Annotated in this window: 18 protein-coding genes; 7 read left to right on the forward strand and 11 right to left on the reverse strand. The window is 43.2% G+C overall.

The window, feature by feature from the left end; translation table 11 throughout:
* Positions 1-3: 3 nt before the first annotated feature.
* Positions 4-2,667, forward strand: a complete 2,664-nt coding sequence (locus RMY32_RS04655) for a hybrid sensor histidine kinase/response regulator (protein WP_322714834.1) — start codon at positions 4-6, stop codon at positions 2,665-2,667.
* Positions 2,657-4,024 carry a diguanylate cyclase domain-containing protein gene (locus RMY32_RS04660; RefSeq protein ID WP_322714835.1) on the forward strand — a complete coding sequence of 456 codons (1,368 nt, stop codon included), beginning with the start codon at positions 2,657-2,659 and terminating at the stop codon, positions 4,022-4,024. Before RMY32_RS04655 ends, RMY32_RS04660 begins: the two co-directional genes overlap by 11 nt.
* Before the next feature lie 215 nt (positions 4,025-4,239).
* Here the strand turns inward: RMY32_RS04660 and aat are convergent, their stop codons facing one another.
* The gene (gene aat, locus RMY32_RS04665) at positions 4,240-4,815 is read right to left on the reverse strand and encodes a leucyl/phenylalanyl-tRNA--protein transferase (RefSeq protein ID WP_322714836.1); all 576 of its coding nucleotides are present in this window, start codon (positions 4,813-4,815) and stop codon (positions 4,240-4,242) included.
* Positions 4,816-4,918: 103 nt separating this feature from the next.
* Between aat and RMY32_RS04670 the strand changes: the two genes are divergently transcribed.
* Complete coding sequence (locus RMY32_RS04670; RefSeq protein WP_012410384.1) at positions 4,919-5,248, forward strand: hypothetical protein; 330 nt, start codon at positions 4,919-4,921, stop codon at positions 5,246-5,248.
* 85 nt (positions 5,249-5,333) lie between these two features.
* Here RMY32_RS04670 and rpsN read toward each other — a convergent pair whose 3' ends face one another.
* The 5 genes from rpsN to RMY32_RS04695 all read right to left on the reverse strand — a co-directional run bounded on the left by rpsN (position 5,334) and on the right by RMY32_RS04695 (position 10,038).
* Entirely contained in the window at positions 5,334-5,636 is a 303-nt protein-coding gene (gene rpsN, locus RMY32_RS04675) for a 30S ribosomal protein S14 (protein ID WP_190939279.1), read from the reverse strand.
* A 76-nt stretch (positions 5,637-5,712) separates the two neighbouring features.
* Entirely contained in the window at positions 5,713-6,405 is a 693-nt protein-coding gene (gene nth / locus RMY32_RS04680) for an endonuclease III (RefSeq protein ID WP_322714837.1), read from the reverse strand.
* Positions 6,381-7,481 carry an RIP metalloprotease RseP gene (rseP, locus tag RMY32_RS04685; RefSeq protein WP_322714838.1) on the reverse strand — a complete coding sequence of 367 codons (1,101 nt, stop codon included), beginning with the start codon at positions 7,479-7,481 and terminating at the stop codon, positions 6,381-6,383. Before rseP ends, nth begins: the two co-directional genes overlap by 25 nt.
* Before the next feature lie 165 nt (positions 7,482-7,646).
* A complete protein-coding gene (gene serS, locus RMY32_RS04690; RefSeq protein ID WP_322714839.1) occupies positions 7,647-8,927 on the reverse strand; it encodes a serine--tRNA ligase in 1,281 nt (426 codons plus the stop codon).
* A gap of 532 nt (positions 8,928-9,459) precedes the next feature.
* On the reverse strand, positions 9,460-10,038 hold the full coding sequence (locus RMY32_RS04695) for a DUF3611 family protein (protein WP_322714846.1): 579 nt from the start codon (positions 10,036-10,038) through the stop codon (positions 9,460-9,462).
* Between the two features lie 596 nt (positions 10,039-10,634).
* On the opposite strand from RMY32_RS04695, the gene RMY32_RS04700 reads away from it, so the two are divergent.
* Positions 10,635-10,982, forward strand: a complete 348-nt coding sequence (locus RMY32_RS04700) for a PadR family transcriptional regulator (RefSeq protein ID WP_322714840.1) — start codon at positions 10,635-10,637, stop codon at positions 10,980-10,982.
* Between the two features lie 52 nt (positions 10,983-11,034).
* Positions 11,035-11,565 (forward strand): cofactor assembly of complex C subunit B, encoded by a 531-nt coding sequence (locus RMY32_RS04705; RefSeq protein ID WP_322714841.1) that lies wholly within the window; start codon positions 11,035-11,037, stop codon positions 11,563-11,565.
* A gap of 447 nt (positions 11,566-12,012) precedes the next feature.
* Here the strand turns inward: RMY32_RS04705 and RMY32_RS04710 are convergent, their stop codons facing one another.
* Positions 12,013-12,330, reverse strand: coding sequence for a DUF3155 domain-containing protein (locus RMY32_RS04710; protein WP_041566316.1), 318 nt, complete (start codon positions 12,328-12,330; stop codon positions 12,013-12,015).
* Between the two features lie 287 nt (positions 12,331-12,617).
* On the opposite strand from RMY32_RS04710, the gene RMY32_RS04715 reads away from it, so the two are divergent.
* Entirely contained in the window at positions 12,618-13,973 is a 1,356-nt protein-coding gene (locus tag RMY32_RS04715; protein ID WP_322714842.1) for an ATP-binding protein, read from the forward strand.
* A 1-nt stretch (position 13,974) separates the two neighbouring features.
* Here the strand turns inward: RMY32_RS04715 and RMY32_RS04720 are convergent, their stop codons facing one another.
* The 4 genes from RMY32_RS04720 to RMY32_RS04735 all read right to left on the reverse strand — a co-directional run bounded on the left by RMY32_RS04720 (position 13,975) and on the right by RMY32_RS04735 (position 17,235).
* A complete protein-coding gene (locus tag RMY32_RS04720) occupies positions 13,975-14,868 on the reverse strand; it encodes an aldo/keto reductase family oxidoreductase (RefSeq protein WP_322714843.1) in 894 nt (297 codons plus the stop codon).
* Positions 14,869-14,994: 126 nt separating this feature from the next.
* Positions 14,995-15,750: an SDR family oxidoreductase gene (locus RMY32_RS04725; RefSeq protein ID WP_409882247.1), complete on the reverse strand. Its 756-nt coding sequence runs from the start codon at positions 15,748-15,750 to the stop codon at positions 14,995-14,997.
* A gap of 75 nt (positions 15,751-15,825) precedes the next feature.
* Positions 15,826-16,791: an NADP-dependent oxidoreductase gene (locus tag RMY32_RS04730; protein WP_322714845.1), complete on the reverse strand. Its 966-nt coding sequence runs from the start codon at positions 16,789-16,791 to the stop codon at positions 15,826-15,828.
* A gap of 306 nt (positions 16,792-17,097) precedes the next feature.
* Positions 17,098-17,235: a hypothetical protein gene (locus tag RMY32_RS04735; protein WP_322714848.1), complete on the reverse strand. Its 138-nt coding sequence runs from the start codon at positions 17,233-17,235 to the stop codon at positions 17,098-17,100.
* Here RMY32_RS04735 and RMY32_RS04740 point away from each other — a divergent pair.
* The gene (locus tag RMY32_RS04740; protein WP_322714847.1) at positions 17,208-18,008 is read left to right on the forward strand and encodes an AraC family transcriptional regulator; all 801 of its coding nucleotides are present in this window, start codon (positions 17,208-17,210) and stop codon (positions 18,006-18,008) included. The two genes, RMY32_RS04735 and RMY32_RS04740, sit on opposite strands and share 28 nt — an antisense overlap.
* Positions 18,009-18,284: the final 276 nt, after the last annotated feature.

Consider the following 18,284-nt stretch of genomic DNA (forward strand, 5'->3'; position numbering starts at 1 on the left):
GCTATGCAGCACTCCTTTTTGGGCGGCATCCGTACAAAGTTGATCGCTTCGTTTCTCGTTGTTGCTTTGATTCCGTTGCTGTTATTGGCATTTGTCAACAAACAGACAACTGAAAAAGCACTAACTGACAACGCCCGACAAGCCCTATCTGCGGCGGCTAACGAAACCGCTAACAGAATAGATGCCTTTATTGATGGAAATCTCAATGCCGTGCGTGTAGAGGCGATTTTACCAGGTTTGGCACGCTACCTCAGCCTAACTCCAAAACAGCGATACGGCAGCCCCGAAATGCAATTGGCGACAGAAACATTAATCCGTCTCAGTCGCAAAGATATGCTCAATATTCTCTCTTATGCTTTGCTCGACTTAAACGGGAAAAATGTATTGGATACACGTACACTGAATATTGGCAAAGATGAATCAGTTCAAGATTATTTTAAAAAACCGCTACAAACTGGTTTCTCTTTTGTTTCTAGCATGAAGCGATCGCCAACAATTCCCGATCTTATTACCCTCTTTTTTAGTAGTCCGGTTCGCAATGCCAAGGGAGATATATTGGGTGTATTGCGTGTTTCATATAATGCGACTGTTGTTCAGCAGTTAGTAACTCGACAAACCGAACGGGCTGGGGAAAAATCTTTTGCGATTCTTTTAGATGACAATAATATTTATCTGGCACATAGCACTGCACCGGAACTGCTTTTTAAATCAATTGTGCCTCTACCTGATGATGTTGTAACTAAACTACAACAGGAAGGTCGTTTGCCTAATTCTTCTGTCAAAGAATTGGCAACTAATGAATCCGAACTTAAACAAGCATTGGATAATAAACAGTCGTATTTAATTGCATCCTTATCAGCAACAGGCGATCGGGTTAATCTAATTGCGATCGCTCGTTTGCAATATAAACCTTGGTCTGTGTTGTTTGCCCGACCCCTTGCCGTAGCCTTAGCACCTGTAGAAAAGCAAATTCGTAACACAATTTTTCTATTTGCATTTATCGCTGGAGTAGTGACAATCATCGCTTTTGTCATTGGACAATTGCTAACAAAGCCAATAATTCACCTTACCAATATAGTTTTCCAATTTACCGCAGGTAACTTAGATATCCGTGCCAAAAATAAATCAAAAGACGAAATAGGTCAATTGGCAAAATCGTTTAATAACATGGCACTTCAGTTACAAACATCTTTGGAAACTTTGGAACAACGGGTACAGGAGAGAACAGCAGAGTTAGCCATTGCTAAAGACAAAGCCGAAGTCGCAAATCAAGCTAAAAGTTTATTTATTGCGAATATGAGTCATGAGTTGCGATCGCCTCTCAATGCTATTCTAGGTTTTTCTCAGTTAATGTTACGCGCTAAAAACTTGCCTGCCGAGCATTATGAAAATGCCGGGATCATTTATCACAGTGGTGATTATTTACTAACGCTCATCAATAATATTCTCGATTTATCAAAAATAGAAGCGGGGAAAACGACTCTTAATCCTAGAGACTTTGACCTGTATCGCTTGCTAGATGACTTAGAAGATATGCTACATTTACAGGCAAGTAATCAAGGCTTAAATTTAATATTTCAACGCAGTGAAAATCTCCCATGCTATATTTACACAGATGAGGTAAAACTCCGGCAAGTATTAATTAATTTGATTACTAATGCCATTAAGTTTACTCAAAAAGGAACAATTAGTTTAATAGTAAATAATACTAGTGAAGAAATTACAGATATTTTCACTCTTAATTTTCAAGTCTGCGATACAGGAGTGGGGATTGCAGCCGCAGAATTACCCAAACTTTTTAATGCTTTTTCTCAAGCACAAGCTGGAAAAGAATCTCAAGAAGGAACGGGTTTAGGTTTAGCAATTAGTCACAAGTTTATTCAGTTAATGGGAGGAGATATTTCTGTTGAAAGTAAATTAGGAGTCGGGACAAATTTTAAATTTTATATTCAAGCAAAATTAGGTCAACCAACCAATAAAAATACTTTAGAAGTACATCCAAAAGTATTAGAACTTGCACCAGGACAACCTATATATAAACTATTAATAGTAGATGATAAATCTATTAATCGCAAATTATTAATTAAACTTTTACAACCATTAGGGTTTGAGACGAAAGAAGCTAGTAATGGCAAAGAAGCGATCGCTATTTGGAATGAATGGGAACCCCATCTGATTTGGATGGATATGCGAATGCCTGTCATGGACGGTTACGAAGCTACAAAATATATCAAGTCCACTACAAAGGGTAATGCTACAGCTATAATTGCTTTGACGGCAAGTGTTTTAGAAGAAGAAAAAGCGATCGTCCTTTCAGCCGGATGTGATGACTTTCTCCGCAAACCTTTTGCAGAACATACAATTTTTGACACACTAGCCAAACATCTGGGTGTCAAATACATATTTGCTGAAAATAATTATTCAAATTTGGAATATATAGAAAAAAATACTTTAACATCCCAAAATCTAATTTGTATGTCTCAAGAATGGATTAATCAATTCTATGAAGCTGCATTAGAAGCAAATACTAATCGTGTCATAGAATTAATTAGAGATATTCCTAAAACAGAAACTTTTTTAATTCAATCTTTAACAAAACTTGCTTGTCAATTTGAATTTGAGGAATTAGTTGATTTAGCCGAACCCCTGAGAAGCAATGAATCTTAATTCTGATAAAGAAAATAAAGGTAATATTCTTTTAGTAGACGACAATCCCAAAAATTTACATTTATTAAGTGATGCTCTGGTCAATCTCGGCTACACTGTTCGCAGTGTCACAAGTGGACGGATGGCACTAAAAACAGTAAAGGCAAAGCGACCAGATATCATTCTTTTAGATATTAAGATGCCAGAAATGGATGGCTATCAAGTGTGTAGAACTTTAAAAGCCGATGAAGTTCTACGCACCATTCCTGTTATTTTTATTAGTGCTTTAGATGATGTTTTCGATAAAGTGACAGCCTTTGAGTCAGGAGGTATAGACTACATCACTAAACCCTTTCAGATGGAAGAAGTTGTAGCGCGTCTGGAAAATCAATTAACCATTCAACGCCAGCAACAGCTTCTAGAAAAAGAAAATATTAAGCGTAGGGAAACAGAAGAGATACTGTATCAGTCTAGGGCAATACTAGCCAGTATTTTGAATAGTTCGCTAGATGGTATAGCCGCTATGCAAGCTGTCCGCAACCCTGTAACCGGGGACATCGAAGATTTCCGTTGCTTAGTTATCAATCCTGTCATTGCTAGAGCCTTCGGAAGCAAATGTGAAGAGATGATTGGCAAATTAGTATTAAAAAAACTCTTAGCCTATCTAGAACCAGAACTCTTTAATCACTTCGTTAATCTTGTCGAAACGGGGGAAGCTTTAAAACGAGATTTCTACTATCCATTATGCAATTCTTCTTGGTATCACTTTGTTGCAGTCAAACTAGATGATGGTTTTGCTATTACCATACGCGACATCACTGGACGTAAACAAATTGAATTAGCTCTCCAAGATGCCAATCAGAAACTAGAACAACTGGCAAATTTAGATAGCTTGACTCAAGTGGCTAACCGTCGTTGCTTTGATGCACGACTGAAAGCAGAATGGAAACGCCTTGCACGAGAACAACAACCCCTGTCACTGATTATGTTTGACGTTGATAAATTCAAACTTTACAACGATTACTATGGTCATCTTGCAGGCGATGATTGTCTAATGAGGATAGCGCAAACAGTGCAACAGACAATTCATCGTCCTGCCGATTTAGTGGCACGTTACGGTGGAGAAGAATTTTTGGTACTCTTGCCCAATACTGACTTAGCGGGAGCGATTAAAGTAGGGCAAAGTATTCAGCAAGCAATTCATGCTCTGGCTATTCCCCATGTACAGTCTGATGTCAAGAATATTATCACCGTTAGTTTAGGAATTACCTCTCGCATACCTATTTGGAACATCAGGCCAGACACACTCATTGCTTCAGCAGATAAAGCACTGTACAATGCCAAACAAAATGGGCGCGATCGCTATTGTAATGATTGAAATATTTTTATAGCAATATCTTTATTTCCAGCATTATTACATCAGTAACAATCACATCCAGCTTTTCTTTTAAAAGAATACAGGAGCTATTATTTCAATGCTGAATCGACCGTGCTGGGCACATTGCCCAAGAATCTGATGAAACCATCCATGTTTGATAACAATGGAAACCATCAATCGAACTACTTATTTAATATTAAGAATTTTGTCATTATTTATACTAAATTACAAGTACATTGCAAGGCTTGCTGAAGTAGCATTTGATATTCTTCATCTCCAACCCGATAAGCGCCAAACCTCTCTAAATGAGGATTCATCATTTGGCCATCAAAAAACACAAATTTTCTCTGACGCAATCTTTCCACCAACTTAACCATCGCCACCTTTGAGCCTTCGGGAATGCGGTAAAACATCGACTCGCCAATAAAAGCCCCACCAATCACAATCCCTAAAATTCCCCCAGCTAATTCGTCACCTTGCCAAGTTTCAAAACTATAAGCATAACCACTCTGGTAAAGTAGCCAGTAAATCTTTTCCAATTCCGGTGAAATCCAAGTTGTCTCTCTATTAGCACAGCCAGCCACCACAGCTTGGAAGTCCCGATTAATCGCCACAGTAAACCGCTCTTGATTCAGAACACGCTGTAAAGACTTAGGATAACGAAACCGCTCATCCAAAGGAATAAAAGTTCGATCGCGACTTCCGTACCAACTCAGGCGATCGCGCTCATCAGCCATGAGAAAATAGCCTTGTGCATAACCCTCAACAATAGCCGCGATATCATATTGCATAAATAAATATAAAAAAATACTCTTAGAAACGCAATTTGATGCTAAAAAATCAACCTCAGCGTTCCTCTGCGTTTCCCTTTGCGTCCCTCTGCGTTAAAAAAAAATGACTCAACCAATTCCACCCATCACCCTACCACCGCCCGAAAACCCCCTACTTGAAGGTGAATGGTTACGAGAACGCTTACAACGGTGGCTCGATACAGAATTTATCCCCGAAGCAGTAAACCAAAATATTGCCCAACGAGCCGCACAGATTTTTGTGCGTCAACGGATGGAAGGAGAAAATGACCTTGGTTCTCTGGTAATTGCCATTGTCACAGAGATGCAGTCCTATGATTTTTCCAATAGCTTTTATGGAGAGTTTGCGATCGCTAACGCCGTCAGCGATCTACTCTTAGAAAGTCTGGGAATTGATAAGTGTTGTGGGCAATAAGAGTTAGGAGTTAGGAGTTAGAAGTTAGGAGTTAGGTTTGTCTCAATTAATAACTCATCACTCATAACTCATCACTCATAACTTTTTACCAACTAGACTTAACAACTCCAGGTAAAAGACCTTCATGCGCCCATTCTCGCAGTACGTTCCGAGACAACCCAAAATCGCGGTAAACTCCTCTAGAACGACCAGTCAACCAGCAACGGTTGCGGTGGCGGGTGGGCGCACTGTTCCGGGGTAGCTGTTGAATTTTCCGGTGGATTTCTAGTTTATCCAAAGGAGATGCTGCACTTCTGAACTCTTCTAAGAGAGCTTCCCGCTTGTCAGCATACTTTTCGATCAACTTGGTGCGCTTTTTCTCGCGCTCAATCATGCTCTTTTTTGCCATATATTCTCTAACTTATTTGAAGACACCGTTTTCCATTCTACAGTCTCTCCATCAATTCTGGGGTTACTTGTGTCGCTTATCCTACAACCACTGGCTTATTTGCAGCCGGACATAAATCGGCAAGCTCGCAAGCAACGCAGACGGGAGAGCGGGCTTTACAAATAGCACGACCGTGATAAATCAGCCGAATTGACCAATTTTCCCAATCAGGCTGAGGCAATAAACCCATTAAATCGTGTTCAATCCGAACGGGGTCTGTATGTTCAGTTAAACCCAAGCGTTCGCACAGGCGCTTAACGTGAGTATCTACTGTCACGCCAGCATTAATGCCATAGGCATGAGCTAGGACTACATTTGCTGTCTTGCGCGCTACACCTGGAAGCTTTAATAATTGCTCCATTTGGTTGGGGACAACAGAGTTAAACTCAGTGACAATCATCCGACAGGCGGCTTGAATGTTCTTGGCTTTATTGCGGTAAAACCCTGTTGAACGCACCAAACTTTCTAATTCTACCAAGTCAGCGATCGCTAAACTCTCTGCATCAGGAAACCGAGCAAATAAAGCTGGTGTTACTTTATTCACCCGCTCATCAGTACATTGAGCAGAGAGAATCGTTGCCACCAACAGTTGTACTGGCGTTGAGTAGTTCAAAGAGCAAGTAGCATCTGGATAAAGACGCTTCAGCCGAGCTAAAATTTCTATCGCTCGTTGCTTTTTAGATAACGATTTGCGGGTAGTAACGCTCACTGGAACAATTTTTGTACCCATTCCAATTGGCTAGTTAATTGGGTAGTTTCTTTGACGATCAGAAAAATTCCTAAGCCTAAGAGTAACACCAAACCGGTTTGCATTACACTTTCTTGAATCCGGGCGGGTACAGGCTTACCGCGTAAACCTTCAATTAGCAGAAAAGCGAGTTGTCCGCCATCCAGAGCTGGTAAAGGCAAAATATTGATAATAGCCAAGTTAATGCTGATAATTGCCGCAAAAGACAACAAGTTTGCGCTATTATCATCAGCTAATTTTGCCCCGATTTTGACAATATTAACTGGCCCAGAAACTTGTCCAGCAGTTTGTTGAAAGTTGGTAATCAACTGACCAAAACCACTGAGTGTCCCAACAAATAATTGTTGAAATCTGTTAGCAGCAAGACCAAAAATTTCAAAAGGACTATTAGGACGACGATAAATTGCTGTAGCATTTGGACTGAGTGCCACACCAACTACGCCTTTGCCATCGGCTCCCAATTTCGGAGTTAATTTCAGGGTTTGTTGTTGGTTTTCACGCAGAATTTTCAGTTCGATTTGCTGATTGGGATGAGTTTGAATTTCTTTTGTCAGCAAAGGAGTTGATTTATCAGAAGCCGGAAGTTCTCGACCGTTAACAGCCAGAATAATATCTCCTTCCCGAATTCCTGCTTGGTAGGCAACAGATTCTTGATTAACAGGCTGGACAACTACACCAGCTTGATAAGTTAATTCCTTGGGAATGCCGACGATACCCAATTGCAAAGCCAACACCAAGTAGGCAAATATTAAATTGGCGATTACTCCGGCACTGATGACAATCGCTCGGTCTAAAACTGGACGATTACGCAGCAGATTCGGGTCATTGGGTGGAACATCGCTATCGGGATCATCATCGGGAAAGCCCACAAAGCCGCCCAAGGGAAAGGCGCGGACAGCATATTCGGTTTGCGAACCTTGGTACTTCAAAAGAACCGGGCCAAAACCCAAAGAAAAACGGTTAACGAGAATGCCTTGAGAACGTGCTGCAACAAAATGCCCCAACTCGTGTACCAAGATCAAAACAGCCAAGACTGCGATCGCTGCTAAAACTGACATAGAGTAAATTGTGAAGATATTAAGCTATAGTTATCTCCATTCTAATTGGGCATTGGGCATTGGGCATTGGGTATTGGGTATTGGTCATTGGTCATTGGTCATTTGTCATTGGTCATTGGTCATTAGTTTTTAACAAAGGACAAAGGACAAATGACTAATGACAAATTATAAAACTTCACGTCCGAAGTAAGGTTGCAACACTTCAGGTATTTTCACTGTTCCATCGGGTTGTTGATAATTCTCCAAAATTGCTGCCATCGTCCTTCCTACCGCCAAACCCGAACCATTCAGAGTGTGTACGAACTGAGTTCCTTTCTTTCCTGCCTCTTTGAAACGAATATCAGCCCGTCGCGCCTGGAAATCTATAGTATTGGAACAGCTAGAAATTTCACGGTATTTGCCAGAAGAGGGCAACCAAACCTCTAAATCATAAGTTTTGGTAGAGGCAAATCCCAAATCTCCAGTACTTAAATTTACGACTCGATAAGGCAATCGCAACGCCTGTAAAATTGCTTCTGCGTTCCCTACCAATTTCTCCAGTTCATCAAAAGACGTACTGGGTTCGACAAATTTCACCATTTCCACCTTGTTAAATTGATGCAGGCGAATTAACCCCCGCATATCGCGCCCATAACTACCAGCTTCGCGGCGAAAACAGGGCGTAAAGGCACAGTGGTAAATAGGCAAATCTTCAGCAGCGAGAATTTCACCCCGATAGAGATTTGTAACTGGAACTTCAGCTGTCGGAATCAGCCATAAGTCATCATCAGCGCATTTAAAGCTTTCTTCCGCAAACTTGGGTAACTGACCGGTCGCCGTCAAAGACTCTGTATTAACTAACAGCGGCGGACTGACTTCCACATACCCAGCTTGAGTATGGAGACTCAGCATAAATTGAATTAACGCCCTTTCCAATGCTGCACCAGCGCCTATTAATGTCACAAAGCGACTTTGGGCAACTTTTACAGCTCGTTCAACATTGAGAATACCCAGCTTTTCGCCAATTTCCCAGTGAGGGAGAATATTCGGATTTTGGGGAATGTACTCATCACCCCAACGCCGCACTTCTACATTATCTTGCTCATTCTTTCCAAGAGGTGTAGAGTCGCTTGGCAAGTTGGGAAGTGCTAACACAAGTTGAGCAATTTCAGCTTTGAGGTTTTTTTCCTGGGGTTCGAGTTCAGTCAATGTGGCTTTGACAGAGTTACCTTCATCCCGCAAAGCTTGAATTTCTGGGTCTTGAGGATTGATCCCAGATTTAATCTTCTGGCCGACAATTTTACCAATTTCGTTGCTCCGGGCTTGCAGTTGACTACGCGTCCCCTCAAGTTCCCTTTGTTGCCGATCTAACAGTAATATCGGTTCGATGTCGTATTTACCACTACGACTATTCAATCGTTCTTGAACTAATTGCGGATTTTCCCGTATTTGCTTGATATCCAGCACAGATTTTTCTCAGTTTTTAGCCTATTATCTACCTGCCAACACATCAGCATATACTGATTTTGGCTTTGTGTGAGCAGAAAAGCAACCATTTAAATTTAGTATTATTCTAATTTTCTAGACTCCTAAGTGTTTGCAGGTGAGGGTAGCCAGTAGGTAAGTACGCCTGATAAAGCACTCCTGTACACTGCCTGATTTTGGCTATTATCGCGTTCCATAAAGATTAGGGAACTTCATAATCCAATCATCAATGTGCTAAAAACTACTTGTATACCAAACTTGCATATTTCTAGTTTTTTCCTAGTGTCAGACCTCCAATAAAAATTAATTCACCCTGATAACGGTTCTAATATCACTCTTTAGATGGGTGCTAACATCAGAAACTGGTATTAGTCTTCACACTGTAATTTAATAATTTCGGAAAAGTACAATCAACATATTTGAATTATTGCCATACAACCTCTGAAAAAGAAGAGAAAAGAAGTCAAAAGAATTGCTGATTTTTGACTATTACCTTTTCTTCTGACTTTTTTTTCTAGGGTCGGTTAATGCGATTGAGTAACCAAAGTGACGCCACCAGTCCTGCAAAGTGGGCTGAGACAGTATTGGTGTTTGCTTGTACTACAAGCATATCTAGACCGCTAATAATCCGGGTAGGATCAAAAAATTGGGTAGTTATCGCTTGTGGAGATATGGATCGTGCTACCAGTGTTCCAACGATCGCCTGCGCCCCCAAAAGAGTCACTAGAGTTCCTGCTAAATTCACCCACACCCCTAAGCGTAATACTTGCACAGTCTCGCTTTTCCGAGGACGGTTACTGGGATTGGAGGATTCCAATTGCTTGCCAATTCTCGTATAACGGTAAGCTAAATAAATCCCCCCACCCAAAACAACCAGTCCACAAATTGCTAAAAATACGCCAAAGCCAGTCCCAGGATTATTACTAGGACTGCCAGTTCTTTGATTAAAGATGGCGAACAGCAGCACAATTATGCTAGAAACAACGCCTAGTACTAGCTGAATCCAGAAGCTAATCCAACCTGTAAGGCGAAAAGTTTGGGCAATTGCCCTAAGAGTTGAGGGAGATGATGGGGCATTGGGAGTTTGTGACATAGCGATCGCTAATATGCTGGGTGCTTGATAAAGGAAGGCGAAGAGGAGAGGACGAAGGGAGTTTAGCGCCTTCTTTGATAAATTTACTATCACACTTGTCAAATAAGACAAGAAATTCTGCGATCGAGGAAATCAGAAATGGTTACTGCTTAAGTATGTCTACCGACGTAGCAGTTCGATCTCAGATATATCCCACAGCTTAAGATTTTAGAATTTGCATTGGGAAAATCACTGTAAAACAAAGTGTTTATTAAGCTTTACAGACAAAATAGCATTTTACCTGTAAAATTTCTTCGATGGCATTTTATTGCTTAAGCAGCTCGGCATCAGTTAACACCAAGATACTGAGTCTCTCACTGTCTGTTCGCTCCTCACCACACCGTATCGAGCTTGAGTGGGGGTACATTGTTTTGTGCCCCTAAAACTCGCAAACTCGCCCCACAACTTCACAGGCGTGGGTAATTGTTTGATGTTTACGCAATGAATATCTAGTCTAAGTAGCTTTATATGTATTACTCGCGTAGTAGTAGCACTGTATACTGACTACAAGGATTGTAGACTTTACCCTAAGGCATTTTTTTAGCCATTCACAAACCATGAAACTTGAGGATATATATCAATTTTTTGAGAATCCTCCGCCAACTTACCTTTGTCAGGAACTAGCAGTTTGTTACATACTGTCTGTTTTATTACAAGGTGAATCCTACGGAACCGAGTTGATTGAGCAATTAGAAACTGAGTATCCCGTCTATCGGCTTTCAGATACCGTACTTTATAGTGCAATCAAATTTCTAGAAGACCAAAAGGCAATCACTGGATATTGGAAGAAACTCGAAGGACGGGGGCGCCCCAGGCGGATGTACCAAGTTTCTCCCGAATGGCAAGTTCAAGCTCAGGATTTAGCTTTTCAATGGCTTAACTACATCAACGAAAGGAAAAAGTAACGAATCATTGATAATGAATAAGTCTCCTCCAGTCAAACACTAACAATTAGTTATGGATACTGCTATTCTGCCATCTACCTTCCTGCTGACCTTGTTGCTATCGGTTGGGCTGTTTTTCTTTATTCGTGCCTCGACTAAAGACCGCACAGAAACAGCCCACCTAGTATCTGAGCAAGATGAAGCTGTTTTAATGTCTCAATTAAAAGAGTATTTTCGATCGCGGTCTTACCGAGTGGCAGCGGTAGACCGAGAACAAAATCAGGTAATTTTTGAAGGTAATGTTCGTCCCAGTTGGTTTTTAGCCATATTTCTCACTTTATTGGCAGCGATTGGGATTGTTTGTCTATCTTTGGTCGCATCCCTGCTTTTTCCTAGCCTGAGTACCCTTGTTCTGGCGATGGTACTGCTGTCGCCTTTAAGTGGTCTATTTTATTGGAAAAAATCTGGAAGACTTGAGAAGGTATCGCTCAAAGTAGAAACAACTCAGAGCGAACAAACCTCCTCAAGTAAGATTGCTGTAGTTGCCCATCGAGATGAACTGGGCGAGTTGCAAAGGACTCTACAGCTCAAGCCTGGGAAATAATTGATTTTTGCGACCATCTCTTAACTATGATATGCAGACTTCTGACCTAACCTACTATGCAGGCAATGGAAAGTAGTCAGGAGAAAATCAAGACTGCTGCTTTGCCAGTTTTCCCCACGACTTTGGTTGTGGGGAAAAAATTTAAATTCATTAACTTAAATTCGTTGACAGAGCTTACTTAACCATCTACGGCATTAGAGCGCAACTTCACTCTTCTTTTTAGAGGCACTTGGCTCTATACCCATTCCCTTCTGCGTCATCAAAGTAGTATCAACCCATGCAATCGAGCGTGGTTTGAAACAGGTTCACTTTCCAACTACCTGGATTAGATTTACTGGCAAATCAGCTACAAACTAAAAAAAAATTAAATTTTGCATAAACTTAGCAATTTTGCCAGTTAATAGTAGTCAGGAGCCACATTCAATGCCCAAGATGACCATCTATGGTTCACCGACTAGCTAAAGCAAGAGGTTCTTGACCTGGTGAAGGTTCCAACACCCTCAAACTAGGAAACAAGAAATGGTTTTCCTCTACGTATTGAGCACCAAACAGTCCCTTTTCTGCCCAGAAATAACGATCTGTAGTGTGTTCATTTCGCTTTACAAGTAGCAACGCTGGTGGCAAAATCCCTTCAGCTTGAATGAATCTTCTCGCTGCTGTTACTGGCTTTTCTTCGCCACTTTCGATGCTATATTGAGGCACGTGTTCCAAAATACGCCGTCCTTCCTGACGACGACGACTCTTCCTTTTGCGTCTCCTTGCCAATATACTGTCCTCCTCTTTCAAGCTATAGATTGTAGTGATAGCTACAAAATCCGTCGTCATTATATAGGTTCTAGTTCAGAATATCAATAGTTTTTAACCTTTTAATATAAGAAAGTTAATATCTTTGAAACATCCAGAAAATAAAATCACCTAAGAATATAATTCCTTAGTACAAACCATCTCTTTTGAAGATTTTAGTTAAGCTTGATGAAATGAGTGAGGTAAAAATTAAGTATCCTCTCTTACATCATGCCTCAAAATCTATAATCTTGAGCAAAAGCTAAAAAATGTTAATGTCTGCCAGTTCTGATTTTCTTGCTCTATGTCGAGAGCAAATAGCGCTACTAACCCAAGGGCTAGGAGCAACTTTAAGTATTGTGTACTTAACACAAGAATTGGTAGATACTCCTTCTGGCGATGCCAAACTGATTCCTGTGGTGATTTACCCGGAAACAGCATTATTGCCGCCAGGAGAGGAAACTATTGAAGCGACGGCATACAAGCAACTTCAACTTGGAAAGGCGTTTATATTACCCAATCAACAGGGAAGGTTATTGACAGCAGGTTCAGAATCTCCAACTTCGTCACGGGAGTCTGAGATACCAGATACGTCTCAACCCGATCTCAAAGAGGAATACCTACTTAGTGGCAACCAAATTGTTTTACCTTTGATTTATGAGGGTGTGATGATGGGGTTATTAGTGACAGGTAGGAAAGACCGGGTATGGAATGAACACGAACAAAGTCAGATTCAACGGATAGCCCAAACATTAGCGATCGCTTGTATTTTAGATCAGCGGCGAGCATGGTTTGAGCAACAGTTGCGCGAGCAACAAATTCTCCAAGAAAAACAGCGAGATTTGCTGGATAATCTATTGCATCAGTTTCGTAACCCATTAACGGCGTTACGGACTTTTGGCAAACTGTTATTGAAACGACTACGACCAGCAGATGTTAACCGGGATGTGGCAAATAGTATTGTCCGAGAAAGCGATCGCCTTAAAGAATTACTGCAACAATTTGAACAAGTAATTGACTTGACAGAGGCAGATTTAGCACCACTACATCTACCGGAAGATGGAGTATTTGTAGAAGCAACTATTCAAAAATCCGCTAAACCGCCGCTATTATTGCCGGGAACGGGAGATAAAGCAGTTGACTGCTCCCTAGCAGATATATTAGAACCATTATTAATATCAGCCAAAGCGATCGCTCAAGAGCGAAAGCTAAAACTAATAACTGAAATTCAAGAGAATTCATCTCTAGTACGTGCCAATGTCAAAGCATTACGAGAAGTGTTAACTAATATTATTGATAATGCTTTGAAATACACTCCCACTGGTGGCAAAATTTTGATTCAGGCAGGGCAAAAAAAAGCTCATTTTCAGGGAATAGTTATTAGTGATAACGGGCCCGGTATTCCACCCCAGGATTTAGAACATCTTGGAGAACGGCATTATCGCGGTGTACAAGCGCAAACAGAAATTCCCGGTACAGGTTTGGGGTTAGCGATCGCTAAACAACTAATAGAGCAAATGCAGGGCGAAATTGAGGTTTTCAGCCCTGCAATCAACTCTAAATTCACTTCACCAAATGCGCCGGGAACTACATTTATTATTTGGTTGCCGAAAGTTGAGAATTAGTCTATTGAGAACGAACCGCAGTTGTAGCGATCGCGTCGAGATGTGCGATCGCTTGCGGTGAAAGTTGCAGGTCTGCCGCTTTGATGTTTTCGTGCAGATGACTAATGGATGACGTTCCGGGAATTAATAGGATGTTCGGCGATCTCTGAAGCAGCCATGCCAAGGCGACCTGCATCGGTGTGGCTGCAAGTGATGCTGCGACAGCATCGAGGGCTGACGATTGCAACGGATTGAACCCGCCTAGCGGGAAGAACGGCACATAAGCAATTCCCTGCTTCGCGAGGTCGTCAATGAAAGCGTCATCTTCCCGGTGTGCTACGTTGTACTGATTCTGCACGCAGACGATTTCTGCGATCGTTTGCGCCTCTGCCAACTGCGTAGGTGTGACATTGCTCAAACCGAGGTGACGAATTAATCCCTGCTCCTTAAGTTCGGCTAAGGTCGTTAGCGGCTCTGCAAGAGAACCCTCCGATGGCCCATGAACGTCACCCATCAAGCGGAGATTGACAACATCGATCGCATCGAGTCCGAGATTACGCAGGTTGTCGTGAATCGCTTCGGTTAGTTCCTGCGGCGACATCGCGGGAACCCACGAGCCATCTTCAGGACGACGCGCCCCGACCTTGGTGACGATCGCTAAATCTTCCGGGTAGGGATGCAGTGCTTGTCGGATAATCTGATTCGTGATGTGAGGCCCATAGAAGTCACTGGTATCGATATGATTAATGCCAAGGGCGATCGCTTCGCGCAAAACAGCAACGGCTGCATCCACATCTCGCGGCGCACCCATTACATTCGGGCCCGCGAGTTGCATGGCACCATAACCTATGCGCTTCACTGTTATTGAAGTGTTCGGCAGCGTAAAATTGCCACCAAGGTTCGTTTGCTCAGACATATTGCTACTTTCTCCAAGAATTTTTTAGTGATTTAACGAAAGCAATTTTGTAGAGTCCATTTCTGATTGATGTCGCTGCGTGCGATCGAAGCCCTCTCCTGGCGATCGATAGATTCTTAACGCTTGTCATTGTTCGTTGCGGCTTGCGAATATTTGCTCATACTCACCGTTCCTCTCAGCAAATCGTAGTGCTTTGACACGATTAACAAGGATTTCGCCGTGGGGCGGGTTGGGAGTGCTGAGAATCTGCATCACTTCAGCAATAAAGTCAGCCAGTGGCATTGCGGCAGGATCGGTCGCCTGACTAGCCCCGCCAAGTTCCGTCTGTACATAGGGTGGGGCAAGTTCAAGAACCTCCACGGAGGTTTCTTGAAGCTGAACGCGGAGCGACTGCAACCAAGAGTGCAGAAAAGCCTTGCTCGCGCAATAAGTCGGATATGGACTGATGGGAACGAAAGCCAAGCCAGAGGTGGTGGTGACGATCGTTGAATGCGGTTGCTGTTTGAGAGTCGGGAGGAGTGCCGCCGTGAGGTGAAGTACACCGACAACATTAGTCTGAATCATAGACTGGATCGCAAAGAAATCGATCGGATCTGAGGTGAGGTCTTCCGTCTTAGCAATTCCGGCATTGTTGATTAGAACATTGAGTTTAGGGAACTGCTCTCGAACGCGGGACGCAAAGGCTTCGATGTCCGCCGGATCTTGAACGTCAAGTTGAATCCCGTGCATACCGGAGTGAGCGGCGGTGATTTCGTCGAGGAGATGTTGACGGCGACCCGCAATGATGACTTGATTACCGCGTTGATAGAACGCCTCGGCAAGCCCACGACCGATGCCGCTTGTGCCGCCAGTGATGAGGATGGTGTTGTCCGTGAGATTCATAAGTATTTTTCCTGCAAAGATGTCAGAATTTGTTGAGAGTAAAGTTGTTGTCAAAGCTGAAAATTCAATCAGCGCTTATTCGCCGCTCACGCGCAACACGATTTTGCCCAGATAGTGCTGTTTCATCGCATCCTGCGCTTGTGCCGCCTCTGACAGCCCAAATGTCTGCGCGATGTGAACTTGAAATTCACCGATACCGATCAATCGGTTAAGTTCGTCTAACAACATTGGGTCGGCAAAGCCATTTGCCTTCTTGAGTTCCACACCGTCGGGCGCTTTGGGTTCGGGCATCACGCCGTTAGGAAAGGAGACGATCCCACCCTGGCGCACCAAACTCAGCGTGGATTGAACTGTATCGCCGCCCACCAGCACCAGCGCCGCATCGAAACCATCGGGGGCAAAAGCGCGGGCGCGTTGGGCAATGTCGTCGCTGTGTCCGTCCACTGCTTCATCGGCACCCAATTGCTTGGACAGCTCTACGCCGTCCGCACCCGATGCGATCGCGAAAACATGTGCCCCCATACGTTTAGCCAGTTGCAGCGCGACGTGACCGACACCGCCGCTCGCGCCCCACAGCATTAATTTGGTTTCGCTGCCTATCCCCAGTGCCAGCAAATTGTTTAGCGCTGTGATACCAGCAATGGGTAGCCCGCCTGCCATCAGCATATCGAGACCATCGGGTATCGGCGCGATCGTTTTTTCAGATAGGACGACGTATTGGGCATAGCTACCGCCCTTGTCATTCATGAAGCTCTGGGCGTAAACGCGATCGCCAACAGCAAAACGCTCAACGCCGTCGCCAATAGCAACAATCGTGCCTGCACATTCGCCGCCCAGCACGCGCGGAAAATGGACTTCGTTATACACCAGATCGCCTTCACGCTCCATTGCGTCCCAGATGCCAACTCCGGCAATCTCGATGCGAATCAAAACTTCGCCTGCATCTACTATAGGCACGGGTAAGGTGTGCAAAGTCAGCTTGTCAGCATGACCGAACTCGTCCACAGCCATTGCTTGCATTTGTTGGGGAGTATTTTGCATAAATAGGTTCTCCTGCTTATTGCTTCAGTTGTTATTGAAGAGTTCAAAGGCGTAAAACTTTTCAAAGTTTGTTTGGACGAATTGCCATTTCCTCCAAGAAGTTTTTGATTTTAGGAAACAAATGCGGCATCGTTGTTCGGACTCTTTAAGGTCTTGCTTGAGATGCTTTCATCCTACGAATTCGATTCAGAGTTTCCAATGCCTAAAACTCTTCGATCCTTGCCTAATTCTCCAGCATGGATTGCTTGAAGACATTCTATAATCGTGTAGGGCATTGAATGAGTCGAGGCTTTACCATGACTTTCGTTATCCCCAATTCTGAGATAGTTGCAGATCGGTGCCAAGCGCTGGCGGCATTAGTGGAGCGGCACACCGAACCCAATAACAACCTTGTCTATCCAACTGCGATCGCATCATTGAGCTTTTCGCGATCGAATGCGTCATCTGCCATCATTTACCAGGATTATGAACCGCGTCTGGCCATTCTCGTTCAAGGCAAGAAAAACATAGTGCTGGGAGAGGAAACGTATCCCTATGAGATCGGGCAATGTCTTGTTGTCTCAGTCGATCTCCCCATCGGTGGATGTATTGTTGAGGCGACAAGCGATCGACCGTATTTAGGCTTAAAGCTGACCCTAGACCCAATGCAACTTTGTGAAATGGCTGCTCAAATGAATTTTAGTTCAGCGAAGAAAGAGAACTCCGTCCGAGGCTTATTTGTGAGCAACGCCGATCCCACGTTGCTTGACTGTGCCCTTCGCCTCACTAAGCTCTTAGATACGCCACAGGATATTCTTATGCTGGCACCGATGATGATTCGGGAACTCTACTACCGTCTGCTGATCGGGGAACAAAGTGAAGCCGTGCGTCAAATTGCTACATCTGGCAGCAGTATGCAGCGAATTGCTGAAGCGATCAAACGCATCAAGTCTAAGTTTACTCAGCCGATGCGAGTCGAGGATTTAGCAAAGCAGGTAAGAATGTCTACTTCGTCGTTTCATCAGCACTTCAAGCAAGTGACCTCAATGAGTCCACTTCAATATCAAAAGCAGTTAAGACTGTTGGAAGCTCGTCGCCTGATGCTGACGGAAGATTGTGATGCAACCTCTGCTGCTTATCAGGTCGGGTACGAAAGTCCCTCACAGTTCAGCCGGGAATATTCCCGCCTATTCGGTGCGCCACCGATGCGAGACATCGAACGATTACGAACGGCTTGACTGAATAATTACTAATTCGTAATTCGTAATTCGTAATGACGCTCCTGCGTCGCTAACGCTGCGCTAACGTAATTCGTAATTAATGGTACAAGCTTACGCTAATAAAAAACGGCGTAAAAAATTTGTTTAACTTAAATTTAACGTGAGTTCGACGGCTCTAAAAACCCCACTTCCATTCCTCTCCCCCACAGGGAGAGAGGCTTTGAAACCCTAATTTTTTCGTTGTCAACTAAAAATATTTCTGCCCCTCTGTGCCTCGGAGAGGGGTTGGGGAGA

The organism is Nostoc sp. ChiSLP03a (assembly GCF_034531215.2).
GTDB lineage: Bacteria > Cyanobacteriota > Cyanobacteriia > Cyanobacteriales > Nostocaceae > Nostoc.

Excerpts from the sequence above, each read along its gene's own strand:
- RMY32_RS04730 (WP_322714845.1), bottom strand. The coding sequence starts at position 16,791 with ATGCAAAATACTCCCCAACAAATGCAAGCAATGGCTGTGGACGAGTTC.
- nth (WP_322714837.1), bottom strand. The coding sequence starts at position 6,405 with ATGGGTACAAAAATTGTTCCAGTGAGCGTTACTACCCGCAAATCGTTA.
- RMY32_RS04725 (WP_409882247.1), bottom strand. The coding sequence starts at position 15,750 with ATGAATCTCACGGACAACACCATCCTCATCACTGGCGGCACAAGCGGC.
- RMY32_RS04715 (WP_322714842.1), top strand. The coding sequence starts at position 12,618 with ATGTTAATGTCTGCCAGTTCTGATTTTCTTGCTCTATGTCGAGAGCAA.
- RMY32_RS04700 (WP_322714840.1), top strand. The coding sequence starts at position 10,635 with ATGAAACTTGAGGATATATATCAATTTTTTGAGAATCCTCCGCCAACT.
- RMY32_RS04670 (WP_012410384.1), top strand. The coding sequence starts at position 4,919 with ATGACTCAACCAATTCCACCCATCACCCTACCACCGCCCGAAAACCCC.
- RMY32_RS04720 (WP_322714843.1), bottom strand. The coding sequence starts at position 14,868 with ATGTCTGAGCAAACGAACCTTGGTGGCAATTTTACGCTGCCGAACACT.
- rpsN (WP_190939279.1), bottom strand. The coding sequence starts at position 5,636 with ATGGCAAAAAAGAGCATGATTGAGCGCGAGAAAAAGCGCACCAAGTTG.
- RMY32_RS04735 (WP_322714848.1), bottom strand. The coding sequence starts at position 17,235 with ATGACGCATTCGATCGCGAAAAGCTCAATGATGCGATCGCAGTTGGAT.
- RMY32_RS04655 (WP_322714834.1), top strand. The coding sequence starts at position 4 with ATGCAGCACTCCTTTTTGGGCGGCATCCGTACAAAGTTGATCGCTTCG.
- RMY32_RS04695 (WP_322714846.1), bottom strand. The coding sequence starts at position 10,038 with ATGTCACAAACTCCCAATGCCCCATCATCTCCCTCAACTCTTAGGGCA.
- aat (WP_322714836.1), bottom strand. The coding sequence starts at position 4,815 with ATGCAATATGATATCGCGGCTATTGTTGAGGGTTATGCACAAGGCTAT.
- rseP (WP_322714838.1), bottom strand. The coding sequence starts at position 7,481 with ATGTCAGTTTTAGCAGCGATCGCAGTCTTGGCTGTTTTGATCTTGGTA.
- RMY32_RS04660 (WP_322714835.1), top strand. The coding sequence starts at position 2,657 with ATGAATCTTAATTCTGATAAAGAAAATAAAGGTAATATTCTTTTAGTA.
- RMY32_RS04705 (WP_322714841.1), top strand. The coding sequence starts at position 11,035 with ATGGATACTGCTATTCTGCCATCTACCTTCCTGCTGACCTTGTTGCTA.